Below are 20,054 nucleotides of genomic sequence, written 5' to 3' on the forward strand. Positions count from 1 at the left end.
AAAGAGGAAACCCGCAATGCCTTTCCGATAGACTGGCAAATCGCGGCAAAAGAAAAAGGGCAGCGTTTCCACTGCCCTTTTTCCGGTTCGTTGTTTGAAGCTTATTCGCGGTTGCCCAGGAACTGAAGCAGGAACATGAACATGTTGATGAAGTCGAGATAAAGCCGCAACGCACCCATTATTGCCTTGCGGCCATAGGTGTCCGCAGCGTCGCCTTCGTAATACATTTCCTTGATCTGCTGCGTGTCATAAGCGGTGAGGCCTGCAAAGACCAGAACGCCAATGACCGAGATTGCAAACTGCAACGCGCTCGATGCAAGGAAGATGTTGACCAGTGACGCAAGGATGATGCCGATCAGACCCATGAACAGGAACGAGCCCATTCCGGAAAGATCACGCTTCGTGGTGTAGCCATAAAGCGAAAGGGCACCGAATGATGCGGCGGTGATGAAGAACGTCTGAACGATGCTTGCCGACGTATAGACCAGGAAGATCGACGACAGCGAAAGTCCGACAAGCGCCGCATAGGCCCAGAACGTGGTCTGGGCTGCAGATACGCTCATCCGCTCAATGCGGAAACTCAAGAAGAACACTGCAGCAAGCGGCGCGAGCATGACAACCCAGCGCAATGGCGAACCGTAGAGTGCAACGCCGATATTGGTCAGCATCTTGCCGTTTGGCAACTGTGCGGCAGCGAGCGATGGGTCATTGGTTGTCGCGAGATATACGGTGGCGAGCGCAGCGAGGCCGGTCACTGCGAGACCGATACCCATAAGATTGTAGACCTTCAGCATGTAGCTGCGCAGACCCTGATCGATCCCCGCGTCCACACGCATTCCGGCCGATGTGCGGGCCTGGATATTGCGATAGTCAGCCATGGTTTTCCTCATTTGCTTCGTCCCGTCGGGTGTCGGGTTTTTCCCCAGGCGCCGCTGGCGGGACCCCAGCATGCCTTGCGACGAATTATGGGGATTCGTTGGGTCCATAACAAGACCTCAACTACTCAAGATTGCGTGTTACGGCACGAAATACTGACTGGAATGGTAAAATTTACACTCTTTTAGACATTTCAGAGGTTTCGCAGGATTGGCGCAGCCTTTTGGCCAAGAATTCTCCAGGTTCCGGCGAGCCCAAATCCGACGGTCAATACGAGTGCGATAATGACGGTCATTACCCCGACTTCCGGCTGGAAATAGGCCGGCAACGTCATCACGCGCACGACGATATACCAGGCTGCCGCACCCCCTGCCAGAAGCGCGAAGATAGCCGTTGAAAGCCCCAGCAGCATGTATTCGAGGCTGAACGCCTTGATCAGCGTGCGCCGCGTCGCGCCGAGCGTCTTGAGGACCACAGCATCGTGCACACGGGCGCGGTTGCCGGCGGCAAGCGCTCCGCCAAGCACGAGTATCGAAGCGACAAGCGCCACCGAAGCGGCAGCACGGATCGCAACCGCAAGCTGGCCGACGAGTTCGTTGGCAATGGTAATCGCATCCTTGACACGCACGGTCGTTACTGCCGGGAAAGCCTGCGTCACATTACGCATGACAGCGGCTTCCTCCTGTGCGGTCGAAGTCGGGTCCGTCAGCGTGGCAAGCCAGGCGTGCGGCGCTCCGGCGAAAGTGTTCGGCGAAAAGACCATTACGAAGTTGATGGCCAGCGATTCCCATTGGAGTTGACGCAGGTTGGCGATCCGCGCCGTGACATTCCGGCCAAGGACATTTACCGTCACAGTGTCACCGACCTTCAGGCCGAGATTGGTCGCCTCCTCCGCCGAGAACGACACGAGCGGTTCGCCGGTATAGTCGGCCGGCCACCAGTCGCCCTTTGTCAATGCGGAGTTCTCCGGAACGTTCTTCGCATAGGTAATGCCCCGGTCACCGCGCAGCACCCATGCTCCCTCCGGGGGAATAGTCAGCTTGGTAACGTCCGTGCCATTGAGGGCGACGATGCGGCCACGCAACATGGGAGCGCTCACGATCTTGCCGTTAGGCGCCGATTTCTGCAAAACCTCCTTGAATGCGTCCACCTGCCGGCTTTGAATATCGACAAAGAAGAAATTCGGCGCTCGTTCGGGCAGGTTGCCGGCAAGTTGGTGGCGCAGACTGCCATCGATGAGCGCCAGCGTAACAAGCAGAGTGAGACCAAGCCCCAAAGAAAGAACGACAGAAGGCGTGAGGGCGCCCGGGCGGTGAATGTTACCAATGGCCAGTCGCAATGCGGTTGAGCGTACCCGCGGGGCCCGCCGCGCGAGCCATTGGACAGCAAGAGAAACGCCGCGCAGAACGACGAATGAAAACGCCACCGCTCCGATGAAGATTATGGCGATGCGCCTGTCGTAGGAAAAGAGCACGGCGAGCCCGCAAAGGACCGCGATGACCACGCCAGCCGCAAGAAGATAGGCGGGCTTTGGCCATCCGCGTTGTTCGAATCCCTGCTCCCGAAAGAGTGCCGTTGCCGGAACGTCGCGTGCTCGTCCAAGCGGCAGTATCGCAAAGGCAAGCGTCGTCAGGAATCCGAACAGTGCTGCCCAGGCCAGGGCGCCGGGAAAAAAGCCGCCTTTTGCCGCGATAGGCAGGACGTTCTGCAGGGCATAGCCTGAAACGTAGGGAATGATAGCGGCAAGCACGAGACCAACGGCGATGCCGAGGAGTGCAATGATCAATATCTGAGAAAGATAGACCGCAATGACGAACCAACCCGGCGCACCGAGCGACTTGAAAGTGGCGATGACGCCTCGTTTAGCATCAATATAGGCCCGAACCGCGTTCGCCACGCCCACACCGCCGACGATCAGTGCCGTCAGACCAACCAGCGTCAGAAACTGTGAGAAGCGTTCGATATTGGCGCTGAGCGACGGAGCAGCATTCGTCCGGCCGCGGATACTCCAGCCAGCCTGCGGAAACTTGTCCTTGGCTTGGTCGCGTATCTCGGTAAGTGCAGCTTCGCTTGATCCCGCAGGCAGCGCGATCTTGTAACTGTGCTCGACCAGGCTACCGGGCTGGACGAGTCCGGCAGCGTCAAGCCCGGCCAGCGAGACCATCATTCGCGGTGCAAAGCCAAAGCCGTCGGAAAGAAGATCGGGCTCATTATCGATGACCGCACGCAATTCAAACGTTTTTTCTCCAACGAGGACTCGATCGCCAAGCTTGAGGTTCAGTCGGTCGAGCAGTACTTGCGCAACAGCCGCCCCGTACGCGCCGTTCATCTCGGCGAAGAGCGCCTCGTCATCGCCTGCTGGCGTCGTCACCAACGAGCCGTAGAGCGGATAGGCGCCGTCCACGGCCTTGAGTTCCACCAGAGACTGATCCGAACCGTCTGGCAGTCTTGCCATGGATCGCATATTGGCGCTGACCGCGACGCGCCCCTTGCTCTCAAGAAAGGCTCGCTCGTCGGGATTCACCTCTCGCTGGTTTAACTGAAATCGCAGATCTCCGCCAAGGATGTTTTGGCCCTGCGAAGATATGCCGGCGCTGACCGCATTTGCGACGGAATTGACGCCGCCAATCGCCGCGACCCCAAGCGCAATACAGGCGAGAAAGATATAGAACCCAGCCAAGCCGCTGCGCATCTCGCGCAAGGCGAAAGCAAGTGCGAGCTTCAGCGAGGGAGTTGCTCGGGATGGTGAACTTTCGCTCATGCGGTTTTCGCCAGTTCCGGCGCATCTTCATCAGCTTCGATCCTACCCGAGCGAACACGGATTTCCCGGTCGCATCGGCCAGCAAGCGAAGCATCGTGGGTGACGAGCACCAGCGTCAGTCCAAGTTCCTTCTGCTTCTCAAAGAGAAGATCGGCAATTTGCTTACCCGTTGCCGTATCGAGATTACCTGTCGGCTCGTCAGCAATGAGGATCTTTGGCGATGGCGCCAGCGCCCGCGCGATAGCAACACGCTGCTGTTCGCCGCCGGAGAGTTCGCCGGGATAATGCGTGACGCGGTCTGCGAGGCCGACCGCGGCGAGCACACGCTCTGCGATGGCGAAGGCATCGGGATTGCCGGCGAGTTCCAACGGGACGGCCACGTTTTCCAGCGCGGTCATGTTCGGAATGAGATGGAATGACTGGAAAACGATGCCGATGTTCCGGCCACGAAACGCCGCCGCCTCATCCTCATTCATCTTTTCCAGTTTTTCACCGGCTATCTCAACGGAGCCCGAATCGACTTGCTCAAGCCCGGCGAGGACCATGAGAAGGGTGGATTTGCCTGAACCGGAAGGACCAACGATGCCGACAGACTGGCCGGAATTGATTCTCAGGGAAACGTCCTTGAGCACATGCACGGACGAGGCGCCGCTACCGAGTGTCAACTCAATGTGATCAAGCGCAATCATGGATTTAGTCACGAATTGAAATCCTTTGCGATATGGTCGGCGCCGAGTTGGCCAGGTTGGACTGATATGGGTAGCCACAAATGAGATTCAAACCCTTGATACAAATACTGGTTTCGATTGGCCTTGTTGCATTGCCGTCACTGGCTTTGGCCAATCAAAATGCCGTGTCCGATCGACCGCTGGCCGTTGTCGGTTTTGGCGACAGCCTGATGTCGGGCTTTGAATTGCCGGTTCAGGATTCCTTTACGGCACAACTTGAGAAAGCCTTGAAGGATAAGGGAGTCAACGTCACCGTCGCCAATGCCGGCGTTGCCGGAGAAACGACGACTGATGGTCTGTCACGGCTTGACTGGTCAGTCCCGGATGGCACGGACATGGTTATCCTCGAATTCGGTGCGAATGACGCTTTGCGCGGTATCTCACCGGAAATCAGCGAGAAGAACCTCTCCGAGATCCTCGAGCGGCTGAAGCAGCGCAACGTCAAGGTCATCATTGCCGGCATGCTGGCACCGCCAAACATGGGCCGCGACTACGAAGAGAAGTTCAATTCGATTTTCCCGCGTCTAGCGGAAAAATATAATGTGCCGCTCTATCCGTTCTTCATGGACGGGGTCGCGACAGAGAAATCCCTGCAGCTTGAAGACGGCATGCATCCCAACGCCAAGGGGGTTGCCCGCATGGTGGAAGGCTTCATGCCGGTTATGGAAAAGACCATTGCGGCGTCGAGCGACGCAGCCGGCACGCAGTAAAAGTCGCCCCCGAAAGTTGGTGTTCCGATGGCTCGGTTTCGGCGTGGCACAACTTCCGGGGGACAATGCGTGTCCAATATGTCGCGCACGAAGATAATCACAAGGAATGCCTTGCTCCCGGACTCATTCGATGATTCTCTAGAATGACAACTCGATTCGGGGAGGATGCCTTATGCCGCGTCTCTTTACTGCCCTCGAAATCCCGAGGGACGCCGCCCTCTCACTGTCGCTCCTGCGCGGTGGTTTACCAGGCGCCCGATGGATTGACGTCGAAAACTATCACATAACATTGCGGTTCATCGGTGACGTCGAAGGCCATGTCGCCGACGAGGTAGCCAATGCACTCGACCGTATCCGACGCCCCGAGTTCACACTGAAACTTTCCGGCGTCAATGCTTTCGGGTCGAGGAAGCCGCATAGTATATTTGCTGGTGTGTCGCCATCGCCCGACATTCAGGCGCTGCAGGCTGAAATCGAGCGTATCTGTCAGCGGCTGATGTTGCCGGCGGATCCGCGTAAATTTACGCCTCACGTCACGCTTGCCCGCCTGCGCAATGTTCGCAACGAAGAGGTAGCTCACTACCTCTCATCGCGCGGCAATTTCTCAACGGCGCCGTTCAGGATCGGGCGCTTCGTCCTGATGTCGTCGCGTGACTCTGTGGGCGGCGGTCCATACATCGTCGAGGAGGCCTGGCCGCTCGAAGCACCGCGTACATCGTTTCAGAACAGCTTGGAAAGGCCCTTGGAGGCGGCAAGAACCATACGGTAGACACGCTCGAAATCCGCGTCGGAACCGTAATAGGGATCAGGAATTTCGGCCGGGTCTCCCAATGCGAACTCGTTGAATAACCCAATCGTCGCGGTGCCGCCGCCGGGCCTTCGCGTGGCAATGGTTGCCATATTTGCGCGATCCATGCCGACGAGCAGGTCGAACCGAGTGAAATCCCTGTGTGTCAGCTGGCGGCACCGTTGGTCCGAAATGTCAATTCCGTGGTTCCGCGCAACATGAATGGACCGGCGATCCGGCGCTTCGCCAGTATGATAGCCGTTTGTGCCGGCAGAATCGATTTCTACGCTAAGATGCTTTCCCTCGCCGGCTAGAACAGAGCGAAAGACGCCTTCCGCGAGCGGCGAGCGGCATATGTTGCCGAGACACACGAAAAGGACGGAACGGTAAGGAGGTTTTGTCATGAATACGGTTCCCGTCGATTTGGCGAGATGGGGCGGGTTTCTGTGGGATACGATGGATAATCTCACGGCAAATTGATCGCAAGCCTTGTACGCCGACGCCATCCTACCCATGTTGATTTGAAACCTCTGAAGGAACAGGGATGGACGACGTTAAGATTGGTGAAATTCTGGAGCCCGGCAGCGAAGACAAGCAGCGCAGCCGCGAGGAGCGGGTTCGCACGCAGTTTTGGAAGACTATTCGAAAGGCTGCCAAGGCCATACCGTTTCTTGACGAGGTCATCGCAGCCTATTACGCCGCGCTCGATCCGGCAACGCCGACCAGAGTGCGTGGCATTCTTCTTGCCTCGCTCGCCTATTTTGTCCTGCCGCTCGATTTCATTCCGGACTTTATCTTTGGTCTTGGGTTCACCGATGATGCGGCTGTGCTGATGGCGGCACTGACTGCAATACGCACTCACATCACACCCGCGCATCGAGCGGCCGCCAGGAAGGCGCTCGACGATCTCGATCGTGATCCTGCAAAGCGTTGAGTTTTCGCATCTGTCCGCATCTCAATCACAAGCCCGTGATGTCGCAGATCGTCAAAGTGTCGCCGCTTTTGTTTGGCTGGACTTGATGTGTGGGACTTTGAAAAAGGACGTAACTTCTGGCTCTTGCAATCGCTTTTTTGACCCCGTCTTCACCGTTTGGTAACCCAGATTAAGTCAAATTAAGAGAAGCGAACTGGACAATGCCGCAATCGGATCTATCCGAGCCATTGCCGGTTCACGAGTTATGAAGTGAAAGATGGAAACTGGTAGGTAAAATGTTTGGAAAATCAATCGTAGCGACGTCTGTCATCATACTTGGAGTGACAGGTACAGCTCTTGCCCAAACCCCGAGTCAGATCAGCCAGTTCAATGCCTGGGGCGCCTATAGCTACCAGCAGGGCAATGGGAAAGTCTGTTACGTACTATCCGTTCCGGTCGACAAGCAGCCCGCCAAGATCGACCACGGCGACAATTTCTTCATGGTAAGCCAGAAGCCGGGACAGAACGTAAGCTTTGAACCGCAGTTCAAGGCGGGTTACGAATTGCAGAAGGACTCGAAGGTCACCGTCACGATCGATGAACGCACATTCTCGATGTTCACCAACGGCAGCCATGGCTGGATGGAGAATGCCGCCGAAGAACCACAACTGGTCGCCGCACTTCGCACGGGTCACAAGATGACGATCAGCGCCGTGTCAAAACGCGGAACGAAGACGAGCTATGGTTATTCGCTGAAGGGCGTATCGGCGGCATTGAAGGCGATAGCAACCTGTAAGTAACGCCCGTCTATTATCCGACATCCCACAAAGGCCGGCAGTGCATGTCCGGCCTTTTGCATGTCGGAGCGGAACGTGATATGAGCCGCGCTTCACGAAAGAACGTTAGAAAATCCCATGTCTGTAGCGCTTGACCTGACACACTCTGTTGCCCGGGACAAATCCCGTGACGCACGCCCTGCCTCGGTGGCAGAAATGCCTTCGCTGATCGGCCTGACGCGCGCAGAAATTGGCGAGGCGCTCATCGCCATTGGTGTGCCGGAGCGTCAGGTGAAGATGCGTGTGGCGCAACTTTGGCACTGGCTCTACGTGCGCGGCGTTTCTGATTTTTCTGACATGCTGAACATCTCCCGCGACATGCGGGAACTGCTCGCCCGCCATTTCACCATCGCCCGTCCGGAAATCGTCGAAGAACAGATTTCCAATGACGGTACGCGCAAGTGGCTGTTTCGCTTTCCCCCGCGCGGCGCCGGGCGGCCCGTCGAGATCGAGACGGTCTATATCCCCGAGGAAGGGCGCGGTACACTGTGCATCTCCAGCCAGGTTGGGTGCACCCTCACCTGCTCCTTCTGCCATACCGGCACGCAGAAGCTCGTGCGTAATCTGACGGCGGAGGAAATCCTTTCTCAATTGCTCATAGCACGTGACCGCCTTGGCGATTTCCCCGATCGCAATACACCCGATGGAGCGATCGTCCCGGCTGAAGGCCGCAAGGTCTCCAACATCGTCATGATGGGCATGGGCGAACCGCTCTACAATTTCGAGAATGTGAAGAAGGCGCTGCTGATCGCCTCCGACGGCGATGGGCTCTCCCTCTCCAAGCGCCGCATCACCCTTTCGACATCAGGCGTCGTGCCAGAGATTTACCGCACCGGCGAAGAGATCGGTGTCATGCTGGCAATCTCCTTGCATGCGGTGAACGACGATTTGCGCGACATGCTCGTACCGATCAACAAGAAGTATCCGCTGAAGGAACTGCTTGATGCCTGCCGGGCCTATCCGAGCCTTTCCAATTCGAAGCGCATCACCTTCGAATATGTAATGCTCAAGGGCGTCAATGATTCGCTCGACGACGCACGGGAATTGGTCCGCCTTCTGAAGGGCATTCCGGCCAAGATCAACCTTATCCCCTTCAACCCATGGCCGGGCGTCAACTATCAGTGTTCCGATTGGGAACAGATCGAAAAGTTTGCGGATTACGTGAACAATGCCGGCTATGCTTCGCCGATACGCACCCCGCGCGGCCGGGATATTCTTGCCGCGTGCGGTCAGCTGAAATCCGAATCGGAGCGGATGAAGAAGACCGACCGCCTTGCCTTCGAAGCGGCGATGATCGCCGGGCACGGCGACGATTGACCCAGCTTCTGCATTATCTCTTCCGCTTTGCCCTGGCCGTTTTCGGGTTCATCTGTGCCATCATCGTCGCGTCGATCTTCCTCAACATGCTGCTGATCGGCAGTTCTGAGTGGATCGGCACCGAAGGACCGTTCCTTTATACGAGCGTCCCGGTCTTCGCCGTTGTCATCGGATACAGCGTCTTCGTGCCGTCCGCGGTGCTGATCGTCTATGCCGAACTGACTGGATGGCGTGATTGGCTTTTCTATGCCCTCGGCGGCGCTGCAACCGCCCTCTTCGTCATCGTATGGAAATGGCGGCCACAGTCAGAGGATATAAGTACGTTTGCGGCGATCCTCGCCACGGGTGTCGTCGGCGGGGTGGTCTACTGGCTGGTCTCAGGACGAACGGCTGGCCTTGGGGCGCAGCGTCCTCGTGATCGAAACGATTAGCCTATTTCGCCTGCGCCATAAGAATCTTTGCGGCGAAGGCCGAAAACACGCCGGCAAACAACCAGTCGGTGACGCGCGTGACTGTCGGATTCTTCTTCAGCAGCTTCGAGAAGCGATCGGCCGCGATAATCATCGGCGTCACGACAGGCAAGGCCATTGGGATGAACAACACCCCGAGGAAGAACAGCTTTCCCGGCGCGTGCGGATCACTTGCCGACACGAACTGAGGCAGGAACGTCATGAAAAAGAGAATAATCTTCGGATTGAGCAGGTTGATGCCAAAACCCGTCAACCAGTTTTGGAAAAGCGTGTGCGACTGGCCAACTTTCTTTTCGGGTGAGAATGCTGAGCCATTGCGGATCGCCTGGAAGGCAAGCCAGACAAGGTAGCCGGCGCCGACGATCTTCAGAGCAAAAAAAGCGGCCGGCGAGGCAACGATCAATGCCGACAAACCGATGGCGACCATTGTCGTATGCACGACGATCCCGGTGCTGGCACCGGCAAGGCAAGCAAACCCCGCGGCTTTCCCTTCCGAAAGCGCCCTTCCAACGAAAAGCGTCATATCCGGCCCGGGCGTTATGGATAATACGAAGGTCGCGATGGCAAATTGGAGAATAGTCGGCCAATCTGGAATGAAATTCATAACAGTACTCCGTCGAAGCGGGCGGAAACTAACGCGAAAGATCGATTTTGGCTATCAGATTCCAGCTGTCGCGGTGACGCCAACAAAAATTGCCATAGCAAGGGCACGATAACTTCCCGATCACGCCGTAATGACGCTGCAATATAAGCGCTGCACAACGGGCTGAACTTTTTCGGCCGCCAGGGAAGCCATGGCCTACTACCGAACAACCTCGAAGGCATGTGGCACCACACCCTATGGTTTCGGCGCATGGAGCGAGCCAACCTGTCTCGCCGCGCTTCTGATACTCGGGATAGCGCTCGCGATCCTTTTCAACAGCGCGCCTGAGTTCGACAAGGCGGTCTCGTCGCTTTTTTTGTTCCGCATGAGTGCGGTAATGGCGCCATCACCGTGATCTGCGGCGATTTTCCGGCTAGTTCGGTGCGATTTCTGAAAACGCTCCGCCGCGTCTTCTATGCGTTGCCTATGGTAGGAGCCAGCATTGTCGTTACGCTTGCCCTCCGCGATCTCGCTTCGGGTCTTCGATGGAACCACGAGCGCGTCCGCATTTCGACCGCGGCGGTGATTACATTGGCGCTTGGCCCCGGGCTATTGGTGAATGCGTTCTTGAAGGAATTCGTCGGCAGGCCGCGGCCGGCGGACACGTTGCTCTTCGGCGGCGATCTTCCCTTCGCCGCTGCCGCCGAATGGTCGAGATCATGCATGCATAACTGCTCGTTTGTCTCCGGCGAAGCCGCAGGGATTGCCTGGATCATCTGCCTCCTGCCGCTCTGGCCGCATCAACCGCGACAGAAGGTATTCTGGTTCATGTTGGGGATCGTAGTCCTAACGGACATGCTTCGTGTTGCCTTTGGTCGCCACTACCTTTCCGACATCGTCCTCGGTTCACTGTCGACGTTGGTCATTTTCTCGGTAGTGGCGTTTCTGAGCGAGGTTTTGACGAGAAACTTCTACCCCGGCACACGGAGCGCATCGTGACCTTACCCTCCCACTAGCCGCGACCTTGCATCTTTGCCTTGGCGGGCAGGGCTGAAAGCGGCTATGTAGCCCGAACAAGAACAATAGGTGCCAAGAAGAAACAATGCCCCAAGACACCATGACAGGTTCCGGTCAACCGGGTCCGTCGACCAATGCCACATCCAGAACGAAGCCCGCAATACTTCTCGCTCTCGCCTTCATCATCGGCCTCCTCCCCCTTGGTTCGAGCTTGATCCTGCATTTCCCGGACGAGCGTTACTAGTCGAACGGCGCCGTCATCATGATGCAGAGCGGCGATTATCTGACGCCGCATACGGCGGAAGGCGACGGAAGGCTTACAAAGCCACCTTTTACCTATTGGATGAGCCTTGTGGGGATGGAAATATTCGGCATCTCGGTCGTCGGTTCGCGCTTCTTCTGGCTTGTCGGCGGTGCCGCTATTCTCCTGGCTACATTTCAGTTCACCCGCATCCTCACGCGCAACGACCAAACGGCGCTGCTTGCGGCGGCATTGCTTGCCACCAACGCCGTATTCCTGCGCGCCAGTTTCAACGCCATTCTGCCGCTGACACTGTTCATGCTCCTGGGCTTCATCGGCTTCACCGGTCTCCTCTTCAAGGACGACCGACAGCAGACCTATGGTCTTCTCGCCTACGGCGGAACCGGATTTGCCGTCCTGACCAAGGGCCTCCTGCCCCTCGCCATGGTCGGGTATGTCGTGGCTTACGCCATAGCCGTGCCTTCAGTGCGCAGTCGCGCGCAGCGGCTTTGGAAGCCCATCATTGTCCTACCCTCGATTGTCATCTTTGGTGCCTGGTTCGCCTATCAATCCTTCGCCGCCTCCAGCGAGCTTGCATCCGACTTCGTTTGGCGACCAGCTTTCGGAAAAGGTAGCGATCAGCATCGGCACCTTCTTTGACGGGATTACGAGCAACATCGCCGGACTTTTGCTACCCGTGCTCCTTTGGCTGGTCATGCTTCTTGTCGGCGCGAGGACCAGCGGGAAGCGTCCGACCGTCCAGTCGATCGGCGCAGCCGCGCCGTTCATCGCAGGATGGATCATCACAGTCGCTGTTATCTTTTTGCTCTCCCGCTACGCGTCGCATCGCTACGTCATTCCCGTCATTCCGCTCCTTTGCGTGCTTCTCGCAGTAGCTCTACAATCGGTCATGGATCAGCGTGCGGACAACGTCCTGCGGGTCATCTTGCGCATCTCGATGATTTTGATGGCCGGCGCGTTGGCGGTGGTCTTGCTACTCGGTTTGCTGCTCCTGCCACCTGTCATCGTCGTCGCCCTCGCGGTCGTCGCAGCCATGGGGTTGGCGGGCCTGTGGCTCTACAGCAGGAGCGCAGCCACGGAAAGATTGGCCACGTGTTTTGCGCTGCTTCTGCTCGGCGCGGCGTTTGTCAGCACTCCCGTGCTGCGCGGACTCCTTCTACCAGACATAGGCGCGGTCATCGCGGCAAAGGCAGGACCATTGCATCTGCCACAGGATCAGGTGCTCTTTATCGGCTCGCACCTCGACGCCGCAAAGGTACGGCTTTATATGGATCGCGAAGCCCCGTTCCCACAAATGCGACGGTTCCCTGAGACTGGCATCCGCCCCGGCATCAGGCTTGTCATGACCAACGAGCAATCCGTAGCGGACACACTCAAGTCGCAAGGGTTCAAAGTCGAGGAAGTCGTTGCCGGCTGGCGACGGGTCGAATGGCAACCCTTCGTCGCGGCGCTGAAGGCCCGTGACCTGATCGGGGCGCGCAGCGCATACGGCCAGCGCGGTTGGATCGCCACACGCTGATAGAATGCGTCGATTTCACCTTGGTGCGACGCTTGCCAACATGGCGCTAGCTGTTAAAAGACCGCAACGGAACGAAAGTGGTTCCCGGGATCAGGGATAGCAAAATGGACAAGTGGAAAGACGTCAAGAAAGTCGTGCTGGCCTATTCCGGCGGCCTCGACACATCGATCATTTTGAAGTGGCTGCAGACGGAGCTTGGCGCGGACGTCGTCACCTTCACTGCCGACCTCGGCCAGGGCGAGGAGCTCGAGCCGGCGCGCAAGAAAGCCGAAATGCTCGGCATCAAGGAAATCTACATCGAGGACGTGCGCGAGGAATTCGTTCGTGATTTCGTTTTTCCCATGTTCCGGGCCAATGCCATCTATGAGGGCGTCTATTTGCTTGGCACCTCCATTGCCCGCCCGCTGATCTCCAAGCACCTCGTCGAGATCGCCGCCAAGACCGGCGCGGACGCGATCGCCCATGGCGCGACCGGCAAGGGGAACGACCAGGTTCGCTTCGAACTTTCCGCCTACGCCCTCAATCCGGATATCAAGGTTATTGCCCCATGGCGTGACTGGACCTTCAAGTCGCGCACGGATCTTCTGGAGTTTGCGCGCGAACACCAGATTCCCATTGCCAAGGACAAGCTCGGCGAAGCACCGTTCTCTGTTGACGCCAACCTCCTGCATTCTTCTTCGGAAGGCAAGGTACTGGAAGATCCATGGCAGGAAGCACCGGAATATGTGCACCAGCGCACGATTTCTCCGATGGAAGCGCCGGATAAAGTGACTGAAATTGAAATTGCCTTCGCGAAGGGCGATGCCGTTGCGATCGACGGCAAGCCACTTTCGCCAGCGACGTTGCTCAAAGCCCTCAACGACCTCGGCCGCGACAATGGTATTGGCCGCCTCGATCTCGTCGAGAACCGTTTCGTCGGCATGAAGTCGCGCGGCGTCTATGAGACACCCGGCGGCACCATTCTCCTTGCCGCACATCGGGCCATGGAATCGATCACGCTCGATCGTGGCGCGGCCCATCTCAAGGATGAGTTCATGCCGCGATACGCGGAACTCATCTACAACGGCTTCTGGTTTTCGCCTGAGCGCGAAATGCTGCAGGCCATGATCGACAAGAGCCAGGAGGATGTCGAAGGCACGGTTCGGCTCAAGCTCTATAAAGGCAACGTCATGGTTTCGGGTCGGAAATCCAGGAAGTCGCTTTATTCTGATGCACTCGTTACGTTCGAGGACGATCGCGGCGCCTACGACCAGAAGGATGCGGCCGGGTTTATTCGTCTCAATGCGCTGCGCCTGCGTACGCTCGCTGCGCGCAAGCGCAACAGCTGAGTCAATCAAATCGTGTCAGTCAGAAGCGGGGCCCTGCCCCGCTTTTTTGTTTCGTCGAACTGGCGTTTGTTGCCAGCTTCGGCTTGTGACCATCGCGTGTCCGTCCTAAATGTTAGTACCCAATCCCATTCCATCAAATGGAGTTCCCATGTCCACCCAGAAGACGGCTTTCAACCACGCCCTGACGAACTGGACCGGGCCACTGGGGCTTCCGGACTTTCCGGCCTTCACCGACGATGACTTTACCGCTGCGTTTGATGCGGCGCTTGCTTCGGACCTCGCCGACATCGATGCGATCGTCACCCATCCCGAGGCACCGACCATCGATAACACACTGAAGGCGCTGCAGCTCTCGGGCAAGGATCTCGACCACGTGTCGGCTATCTTCTGGCTGCGCGCGGGTGCGCATACCAATGATACGATTCAGGCGCTCGAGCGGGTGATTGCACCTAAGATGTCGCGTCATGCGTCCTCGATCATGATGAACCCGCACCTTTTTGCTCGTATCGATTCGCTCTACGAGCAGCGCGATTTGCTTGGCCTCGATGCCGAGACCGACCGGGTACTGGAAAAGAGCTGGAAAGGCTTTGTGCGCAGCGGCGCCAAGCTCGACGAACCGGGCAAGATGCGGTTGGCCGATATTAATGAGCGGCTCGCAAGCCTGGGCGCCCAGTTCGGGCAAAACGTCCTCAAGGACGAGGCCGATTGGGCACTTTTCATCACCGATGAGGCCGAACTCGCCGGGTTGCCGGATTTCGTGCGTGATGCCATGCGTGGCGCCGCCGAAGAGCGGGGTCGCAGCGACGCCTGGGCCGTCACGCTTTCCCGATCGATCATCGAGCCGTTCCTATCCTTTTCGCAGGATCGCCCTTCGCGCGAGAAGGCGTTCCGCGCTTGGGCGGCGCGCGGTGAGAACGGCGGAGAGACCGACAATACGGCCATCGTTGCCGAAATGGTCAAACTGCGTGCCGAGAAGGCCGAACTGCTTGGCTACAAGAGTTTCGCCGCCTACAAGCTCGACGATACCATGGCCAAGACGCCCAAGGCGGTCATGGACTTGCTGGAACCCGTCTGGGAAAAAGCCAAGGAGCGCGCAGCGGAAGAAGAAGCGGACTTGCAGCGGCTAATTGCCAGCGAGGGCCGCAATCACAAAGTCGAGCCGTGGGACTGGCGCTACTATGCCGAGAAACTGCGCAATGAACGCTTCGCCTTCGATGAAACGGAGCTTAAGCCGTATCTGCAGCTGGAGAAGATTATCGAGGCTTGTTTTGACGTCGCGACGCGCCTGTTCGGCATTCGCTTTGAAGAAAAGACTGGCATCCCGACATGGCATCCAGACGTGCGCGTCTGGGAGGTCTTCAATCCCGACGGGAGCAAGCGGGGGCTTTTCCTCGGCGACTATTTCAATCGTCAATCGAAGCGATCGGGCGCCTGGATGAGCGCACTGCAGTCGCAGCACAAGCTCGACGGCGAACACGCGCCAATCATCTACAACGTCATGAACTTCGCCAAGCCGCCGAAAGGCGAGCCGGCGCTGCTTTCCCTTGATGGTGCACGCACATTGTTTCACGAATTCGGCCATGCATTGCACGGGCTTCTTTCTGATGTGACGTGGCCGGCGGTATCGGGAACATCGGTCTCGCGCGACTTCGTCGAATTGCCCTCGCAGCTTTACGAGCATTGGCTGACGGTGCCGGCCATCCTGGAAAAGTTTGCTGTTCATTATCGGACAGGGGAAGCCATGCCGAAAGCCTTGCTCGACAAGGTGCTTTCCGCCAACACCTTCAACGCCGGGTTCAATACGGTCGAATTTACATCATCGGCCCTTGTAGACATGGCTTTTCACGCCGATGGAACACCACCATCCGATCCGCTTAGCTTCGAAGTCGCGACACTGAAGCAACTCGAAATGCCAGACGCGATCATCATGCGGCATCGCACGCCCCACTTCACTCATGTTTTCTCGGGGGATGGCTACTCGGCCGGCTATTATTCCTACATGTGGTCGGAAGTGCTGGATGCCGATGCCTTCAAAGCATTCGAAGAAAGCGGCGATGTGTTCAACGCCGACCTTGCTGCCAAGCTGCATCAATTTATCTACTCGGCCGGCGGCAGTCGCGATCCGGAAGACCTGTACAAGGCGTTCCGTGGCAAGATGCCCACGCCCGATGCAATGATCGAAAAGCGTGGGCTTGCTTAAGGTCGCATTCAGCTTGTCGCGAACTCGAGTAGGTCCTTGTTCAGCTGATCCTTGTGCGTCGTGGCGAGACCATGCGGCGCACCGGAATAGACTTTCAAGGTCGCGTCCTTCACCAGCTTGACCGCTTTGCGGGCCGCATCATCGATCGGCACGATCTGGTCGTCGTCACCGTGAATGAACAAGGTCGGCACGTCAATTTTCTTCAGGTCTTCGGTGAAGTCGGTATCGGAGAATGCCTTGATGCAGAAGTACGATGCCGGCATGCCCGCCAGCATGCCCTGGAGCCAGAACGACTCCCTCACCCCCTCTGAGATCTTCGCCCCGTCGCGGTTGTAGCTGTAGAAGGGCATCGACAAGTCCTTGAAGAACTGCGAGCGGTCCGCGATGACGCCATCACGGATGCCATTGAATACATTGATCGGCAGGCCCTCGGGGTTGGCGTCGGTCTTCAGCATGAGGGGCGGCACAGCGCCGACCAAGACCGCCTTGGCGACTCGCTTGGTACCATGGCGTCCAATGTAGCGCGCCACTTCTCCGCCGCCCGTCGAGTGGCCGATCATGATCGCATCCTTGAGGTCGAGCTTCTCGAAGAGCTCGGCCAGGTCATCGGCATACTGGTCCATATGATTTCCGTCCCAGGGCTGGCTCGACCTGCCGTGGCCACGGCGGTCGTGAGCAATGACCCGGAAACCGTTGGACGCGAGGAAGAACATCTGATCCTCCCAGGCATCCGCCGTCAGCGGCCAGCCGTGGCTGAACACGATAGGCTGTCCCTTACCCCAATCCTTGTAATAGATTTCGCTACCGTCCCTTGTCGTGAATATCGTCATCGGAGTATGCCCTTTCCCTGTTTGGCTGTTCCGGTTTTCTTGAACGTCAAAGCTGTGGCATTTGGATCGGCGGGAGAAAGAATGATCCTGCTCATTCATAAGCCCCGTTGATGAACCTACTGCAACAACCTGGGGTATCAATTGATTGAAATACGGACGTCGAGGTTGCTGCGGGTCGCCTCCGAATAGGGGCAGGCGACGTGCGCGGCATCGACGATTTCGCGGGCTTGTTTTGCGTCAACGCCCGGGATTGTGACGGCAAGCGCAACATCAAGTCCGAAACCCTTGCCATCCGCACGCGGTCCGATGCCAACCGTCGCCGTCACCGCGGTCTCTTCTGAAATCTTGATCTTCCGCTGCGAGGCTATGTATTTCATTGCGCTGAGGAAGCAGGCCGAATAGCCGGCCGCGAACAGCTGCTCCGGATTAGTGCCCGCGCCGCCGTTGCCGCCGAGTTCCTTTGGGGTCGAAAGCAATACTGTCAATCGGCCATCTTCGCTCTTGGCGCTTCCATCACGACCGCCGGTCGTCGTTGCCTTGGTTGTATAGAGAATGCTCATCGTCATTTCCTTCCGTGGGGTTTGTCCGACTTTTAGATTGCACACAATTTAATTGTGCGCAATCATTTCTATGCTATGAGTGACAAATAATTAAATGGTGCGCAATCGAATACCGCTGGCTAGATTGTGGCGTTGCAAGTCGGAGAAAAAGGAATGGAAGAGTTGGTACAGAGCGGAGCAGAGTCCTTGCTTAAGCTGGAGAAATTCCTGTGCTTGGCAATCTATTCGACCTCAAACGCGGTAACGCGCGCCTATCAGCCGCGCCTTGCCGCGCTGGGACTTACCTATCCGCAATATCTGGTGATGGTCGCGCTCTGGGAAGAGGAAGGCCAGACCGTAAAAACTATCGGCGACAAGCTCAGCCTCGATTCTGGCACACTGTCACCGCTATTGAAGCGGCTCGAGTCAACAGGGCTGATCACGCGTCGTCGCGACACTGTGGACGAGCGCCAGGTTTTGATAGGGCTCACAGAAAACGGCCGCAGCATGCGTGCCAGGGCAGAGGCAGTGCCAATTGCCATGAGCAAGGTTTTTGATTGCACCCTCGATGAAGCCATATCGCTACGATCTAAACTTTTGGAGATGCGCGATCGCCTTCTTGCGAGCATCGACGCAAAAGAATAGGGCGCGGTTATCCCGCGCCCTCGAACCTCTGAGTATCAGACCCTCTCAGTGAGCGATCTGCTTCGGCTGGATAAGTCCGCGTGCCACGAGAAGCTCGGCAATCTGAATTGTATTGAGCGCCGCGCCCTTGCGCAGGTTGTCCGAAACGACCCAAAGCGACAGGCCATTCTCAACCGTGATATCTTCGCGGATGCGCGAAATATAGGTCGCGTCCTCACCGGCCGCTTCGTAAGGCGTGATATAGCCGCCATCTTCGGCGCGATCGATGACGAGGCAGCCGGGCGCATCGCTCAAGATCTCTCGGGCTTCGTCAGCACTCATCGGGCTTTCAAATTCGATGTTGACTGCTTCGGAGTGGCCGATAAACACGGGTACCCGCACGCAGGTCGCCGTCAGCTTGATCTTGGGATCAAGCATTTTCTTGGTCTCGGCCACCATCTTCCACTCTTCCTTGGTGTAGCCGTCCTCCATGAAGACGTCGATGTGGGGGATGACATTGAACGCGATACGCTTGGTGAACTTCTTGTTGGTGACGGGATCGGCCACGAAGACGGCTCGCGACTGTTCGAAAAGTTCGTCCATGCCTTCCTTGCCAGCACCCGAGACTGACTGATATGTCGCAACGACGACACGCTTGATCTTCGCCTTGTCGTGCAGCGGCTTCAAGGCCACCACCAGCTGCGCCGTCGAGCAATTGGGGTTGGCGATAATGTTCTTTTTTGTGAATCCGGCAATCGCATCCGGGTTCACTTCCGGCACGATCAGCGGCACGTTGGCGTCGTAGCGCCAAGCCGAAGAATTGTCGATAACGACACAGCCCTGGGCGCCGATCTTTGGGGACCATTCCTTGGAAATATTTCCGCCAGCCGACATCAGGCAGATATCGGTGTCGGAAAAATCGTAGGTATCAAGCGCCTTGACCTTCAGCGTCCGGTCACCGAAGGACACTTCGGTTCCCTGCGAACGCCGCGAGGCGAGGGCAACGACCTCACTCACCGGAAATCCGCGCTCTTCTAGGATGGTAAGCATTTCGCGGCCCACATTGCCTGTGGCGCCAACAACCGCAACCTTGAAACTCATTCTTGCAATCTCCTGTCCCTCTCTGCTCTTCAGAAAACCCGCTGGCCGCTGCGGGTCTCATCCCCGGGCCGGACCCGGGAGGGGCGAGCAGGCCAAGGGAAATCAGACCGTTTTGGTGGTCGTTTTCGCAGTCTGTTTGGCCGTGGTGATGAGGACGGATGCGGGCACGCCGACGCTTCCGGCAATTTTGCCGGAACCGTTCATCAAGGCAAGTGCTATTGATTCGCTTGCCACAAGAGGCGTCTCCATGTCCGTCTGTGCTTGTACCCACTTTCGTAAAAGAGTCAATTGTCTCTTCTCATGGCAAGAATATGTCGTGTTCCACATGATTTTAAGCAATTTACGTAAGGTGCGGGCTTTGCTTTCTTCAATATTTAGTCAACAATTTGCGCGTGCATGAGGTGCATGACCTTTGGGGGGAGAAAATTCCGGAGGACATTCACCGGCGCATGGTCATCACGAGCCAAGTGCATCGGGGGAAATGACCATGCGCAGTGTCGACAGTGAAGGACACCACCGTGGGGTTTGTTGTGCGTGTTCTTGGTTCAACTGCCGTTTTCTGGGAGGAATACAATGGCAACGACGTCTTTGGCCGACTCGTCCAGTCGGGGAATGACGAGGGAAGAGAAGAAGGTTATCTTCGCTTCCTCGCT

Annotated in this window: 23 protein-coding genes; 14 read left to right on the top strand and 9 right to left on the bottom strand. The window is 57.3% G+C overall.

Translation table 11 applies throughout. The features are described from left to right. Positions 1-101: 101 nt before the first annotated feature. From AAAB35_RS27095 to AAAB35_RS27105, 3 genes are all read right to left on the bottom strand, one after another. The gene (locus AAAB35_RS27095) at positions 102-878 is read right to left on the bottom strand and encodes a Bax inhibitor-1/YccA family protein (protein ID WP_340671432.1); all 777 of its coding nucleotides are present in this window, start codon (positions 876-878) and stop codon (positions 102-104) included. Positions 879-1,069: 191 nt separating this feature from the next. Continuing rightward, positions 1,070-3,637, bottom strand: coding sequence for an ABC transporter permease (locus tag AAAB35_RS27100; RefSeq protein WP_340671434.1), 2,568 nt, complete (start codon positions 3,635-3,637; stop codon positions 1,070-1,072). Then, positions 3,634-4,326: an ABC transporter ATP-binding protein gene (locus tag AAAB35_RS27105; RefSeq protein WP_340671458.1), complete on the bottom strand. Its 693-nt coding sequence runs from the start codon at positions 4,324-4,326 to the stop codon at positions 3,634-3,636. The genes AAAB35_RS27100 and AAAB35_RS27105 overlap by 4 nt, the downstream gene beginning before the upstream one ends. Positions 4,327-4,406: 80 nt before the next feature. Here AAAB35_RS27105 and AAAB35_RS27110 point away from each other — a divergent pair, with 80 nt between their 5' ends. Together AAAB35_RS27110 and thpR are read left to right on the top strand one after the other, a co-directional pair. Further along, entirely contained in the window at positions 4,407-5,075 is a 669-nt protein-coding gene (locus AAAB35_RS27110; protein WP_340671436.1) for an arylesterase, read from the top strand. Positions 5,076-5,247: 172 nt separating this feature from the next. After that, positions 5,248-5,844 (top strand): RNA 2',3'-cyclic phosphodiesterase, encoded by a 597-nt coding sequence (gene thpR / locus AAAB35_RS27115; RefSeq protein WP_340671437.1) that lies wholly within the window; start codon positions 5,248-5,250, stop codon positions 5,842-5,844. On the opposite strand, the gene AAAB35_RS27120 is transcribed toward thpR, so the two are convergent. Next, positions 5,796-6,266 (bottom strand): low molecular weight protein-tyrosine-phosphatase, encoded by a 471-nt coding sequence (locus tag AAAB35_RS27120; protein ID WP_340671438.1) that lies wholly within the window; start codon positions 6,264-6,266, stop codon positions 5,796-5,798. The two genes, thpR and AAAB35_RS27120, sit on opposite strands and share 49 nt — an antisense overlap. A 140-nt stretch (positions 6,267-6,406) precedes the next feature. Here AAAB35_RS27120 and AAAB35_RS27125 point away from each other — a divergent pair, with 140 nt between their 5' ends. From AAAB35_RS27125 to AAAB35_RS27140, 4 genes are all read left to right on the top strand, one after another. Next, positions 6,407-6,796, top strand: coding sequence for a YkvA family protein (locus AAAB35_RS27125; RefSeq protein ID WP_340671439.1), 390 nt, complete (start codon positions 6,407-6,409; stop codon positions 6,794-6,796). A 275-nt stretch (positions 6,797-7,071) separates the two neighbouring features. Then, positions 7,072-7,575 (top strand): invasion associated locus B family protein, encoded by a 504-nt coding sequence (locus AAAB35_RS27130; protein WP_340671440.1) that lies wholly within the window; start codon positions 7,072-7,074, stop codon positions 7,573-7,575. Between the two features lie 114 nt (positions 7,576-7,689). After that, positions 7,690-8,928, top strand: coding sequence for a 23S rRNA (adenine(2503)-C(2))-methyltransferase RlmN (gene rlmN, locus AAAB35_RS27135; RefSeq protein WP_340671441.1), 1,239 nt, complete (start codon positions 7,690-7,692; stop codon positions 8,926-8,928). Further along, positions 8,925-9,359, top strand: coding sequence for a hypothetical protein (locus AAAB35_RS27140; RefSeq protein WP_340671442.1), 435 nt, complete (start codon positions 8,925-8,927; stop codon positions 9,357-9,359). Before rlmN ends, AAAB35_RS27140 begins: the two co-directional genes overlap by 4 nt. Position 9,360: 1 nt before the next feature. On the opposite strand, the gene AAAB35_RS27145 is transcribed toward AAAB35_RS27140, so the two are convergent. Next, complete coding sequence (locus AAAB35_RS27145) at positions 9,361-10,002, bottom strand: LysE family translocator (RefSeq protein WP_340671443.1); 642 nt, start codon at positions 10,000-10,002, stop codon at positions 9,361-9,363. Positions 10,003-10,192: 190 nt separating this feature from the next. Here AAAB35_RS27145 and AAAB35_RS27150 point away from each other — a divergent pair, with 190 nt between their 5' ends. From AAAB35_RS27150 to AAAB35_RS27180, 7 genes are all read left to right on the top strand, one after another. Continuing rightward, a complete protein-coding gene (locus AAAB35_RS27150) occupies positions 10,193-10,396 on the top strand; it encodes a hypothetical protein (RefSeq protein ID WP_340671444.1) in 204 nt (67 codons plus the stop codon). A 71-nt stretch (positions 10,397-10,467) separates the two neighbouring features. Beyond that, positions 10,468-10,980, top strand: coding sequence for a phosphatase PAP2 family protein (locus AAAB35_RS27155; RefSeq protein WP_340671446.1), 513 nt, complete (start codon positions 10,468-10,470; stop codon positions 10,978-10,980). A gap of 103 nt (positions 10,981-11,083) precedes the next feature. Beyond that, positions 11,084-11,242, top strand: coding sequence for a hypothetical protein (locus tag AAAB35_RS27160; RefSeq protein WP_340671448.1), 159 nt, complete (start codon positions 11,084-11,086; stop codon positions 11,240-11,242). Positions 11,243-11,260: 18 nt separating this feature from the next. Then, positions 11,261-11,899: a glycosyltransferase family 39 protein gene (locus tag AAAB35_RS27165; protein ID WP_340671449.1), complete on the top strand. Its 639-nt coding sequence runs from the start codon at positions 11,261-11,263 to the stop codon at positions 11,897-11,899. Beyond that, positions 11,832-12,779, top strand: a complete 948-nt coding sequence (locus tag AAAB35_RS27170; protein WP_340671450.1) for a hypothetical protein — start codon at positions 11,832-11,834, stop codon at positions 12,777-12,779. The genes AAAB35_RS27165 and AAAB35_RS27170 overlap by 68 nt, the downstream gene beginning before the upstream one ends. Before the next feature lie 104 nt (positions 12,780-12,883). Continuing rightward, positions 12,884-14,107: an argininosuccinate synthase gene (locus AAAB35_RS27175; RefSeq protein ID WP_340671451.1), complete on the top strand. Its 1,224-nt coding sequence runs from the start codon at positions 12,884-12,886 to the stop codon at positions 14,105-14,107. A 148-nt stretch (positions 14,108-14,255) separates the two neighbouring features. After that, positions 14,256-16,307 (top strand): M3 family metallopeptidase, encoded by a 2,052-nt coding sequence (locus AAAB35_RS27180; RefSeq protein WP_340671452.1) that lies wholly within the window; start codon positions 14,256-14,258, stop codon positions 16,305-16,307. Positions 16,308-16,315: 8 nt separating this feature from the next. Here AAAB35_RS27180 and AAAB35_RS27185 read toward each other — a convergent pair whose 3' ends face one another. Continuing rightward, positions 16,316-17,137 carry an alpha/beta hydrolase gene (locus AAAB35_RS27185; RefSeq protein WP_340671453.1) on the bottom strand — a complete coding sequence of 274 codons (822 nt, stop codon included), beginning with the start codon at positions 17,135-17,137 and terminating at the stop codon, positions 16,316-16,318. Between the two features lie 137 nt (positions 17,138-17,274). After that, positions 17,275-17,697: an organic hydroperoxide resistance protein gene (locus AAAB35_RS27190; protein ID WP_340671454.1), complete on the bottom strand. Its 423-nt coding sequence runs from the start codon at positions 17,695-17,697 to the stop codon at positions 17,275-17,277. 153 nt (positions 17,698-17,850) lie between these two features. Between AAAB35_RS27190 and AAAB35_RS27195 the strand changes: the two genes are divergently transcribed. Next, a complete protein-coding gene (locus tag AAAB35_RS27195) occupies positions 17,851-18,321 on the top strand; it encodes a MarR family transcriptional regulator (RefSeq protein WP_340671455.1) in 471 nt (156 codons plus the stop codon). 45 nt (positions 18,322-18,366) lie between these two features. Here AAAB35_RS27195 and AAAB35_RS27200 read toward each other — a convergent pair whose 3' ends face one another. Together AAAB35_RS27200 and AAAB35_RS27205 are read right to left on the bottom strand one after the other, a co-directional pair. Further along, the gene (locus tag AAAB35_RS27200) at positions 18,367-19,401 is read right to left on the bottom strand and encodes an aspartate-semialdehyde dehydrogenase (RefSeq protein ID WP_340671456.1); all 1,035 of its coding nucleotides are present in this window, start codon (positions 19,399-19,401) and stop codon (positions 18,367-18,369) included. Positions 19,402-19,503: 102 nt separating this feature from the next. Then, positions 19,504-19,635 carry a hypothetical protein gene (locus AAAB35_RS27205; RefSeq protein WP_340671457.1) on the bottom strand — a complete coding sequence of 44 codons (132 nt, stop codon included), beginning with the start codon at positions 19,633-19,635 and terminating at the stop codon, positions 19,504-19,506. Positions 19,636-20,054 lie beyond the last annotated feature (419 nt).

The sequence above is a fragment of the Phyllobacterium sp. genome (assembly GCF_037994425.1).
Classification (GTDB): Bacteria; Pseudomonadota; Alphaproteobacteria; order Rhizobiales; family Rhizobiaceae; genus Phyllobacterium.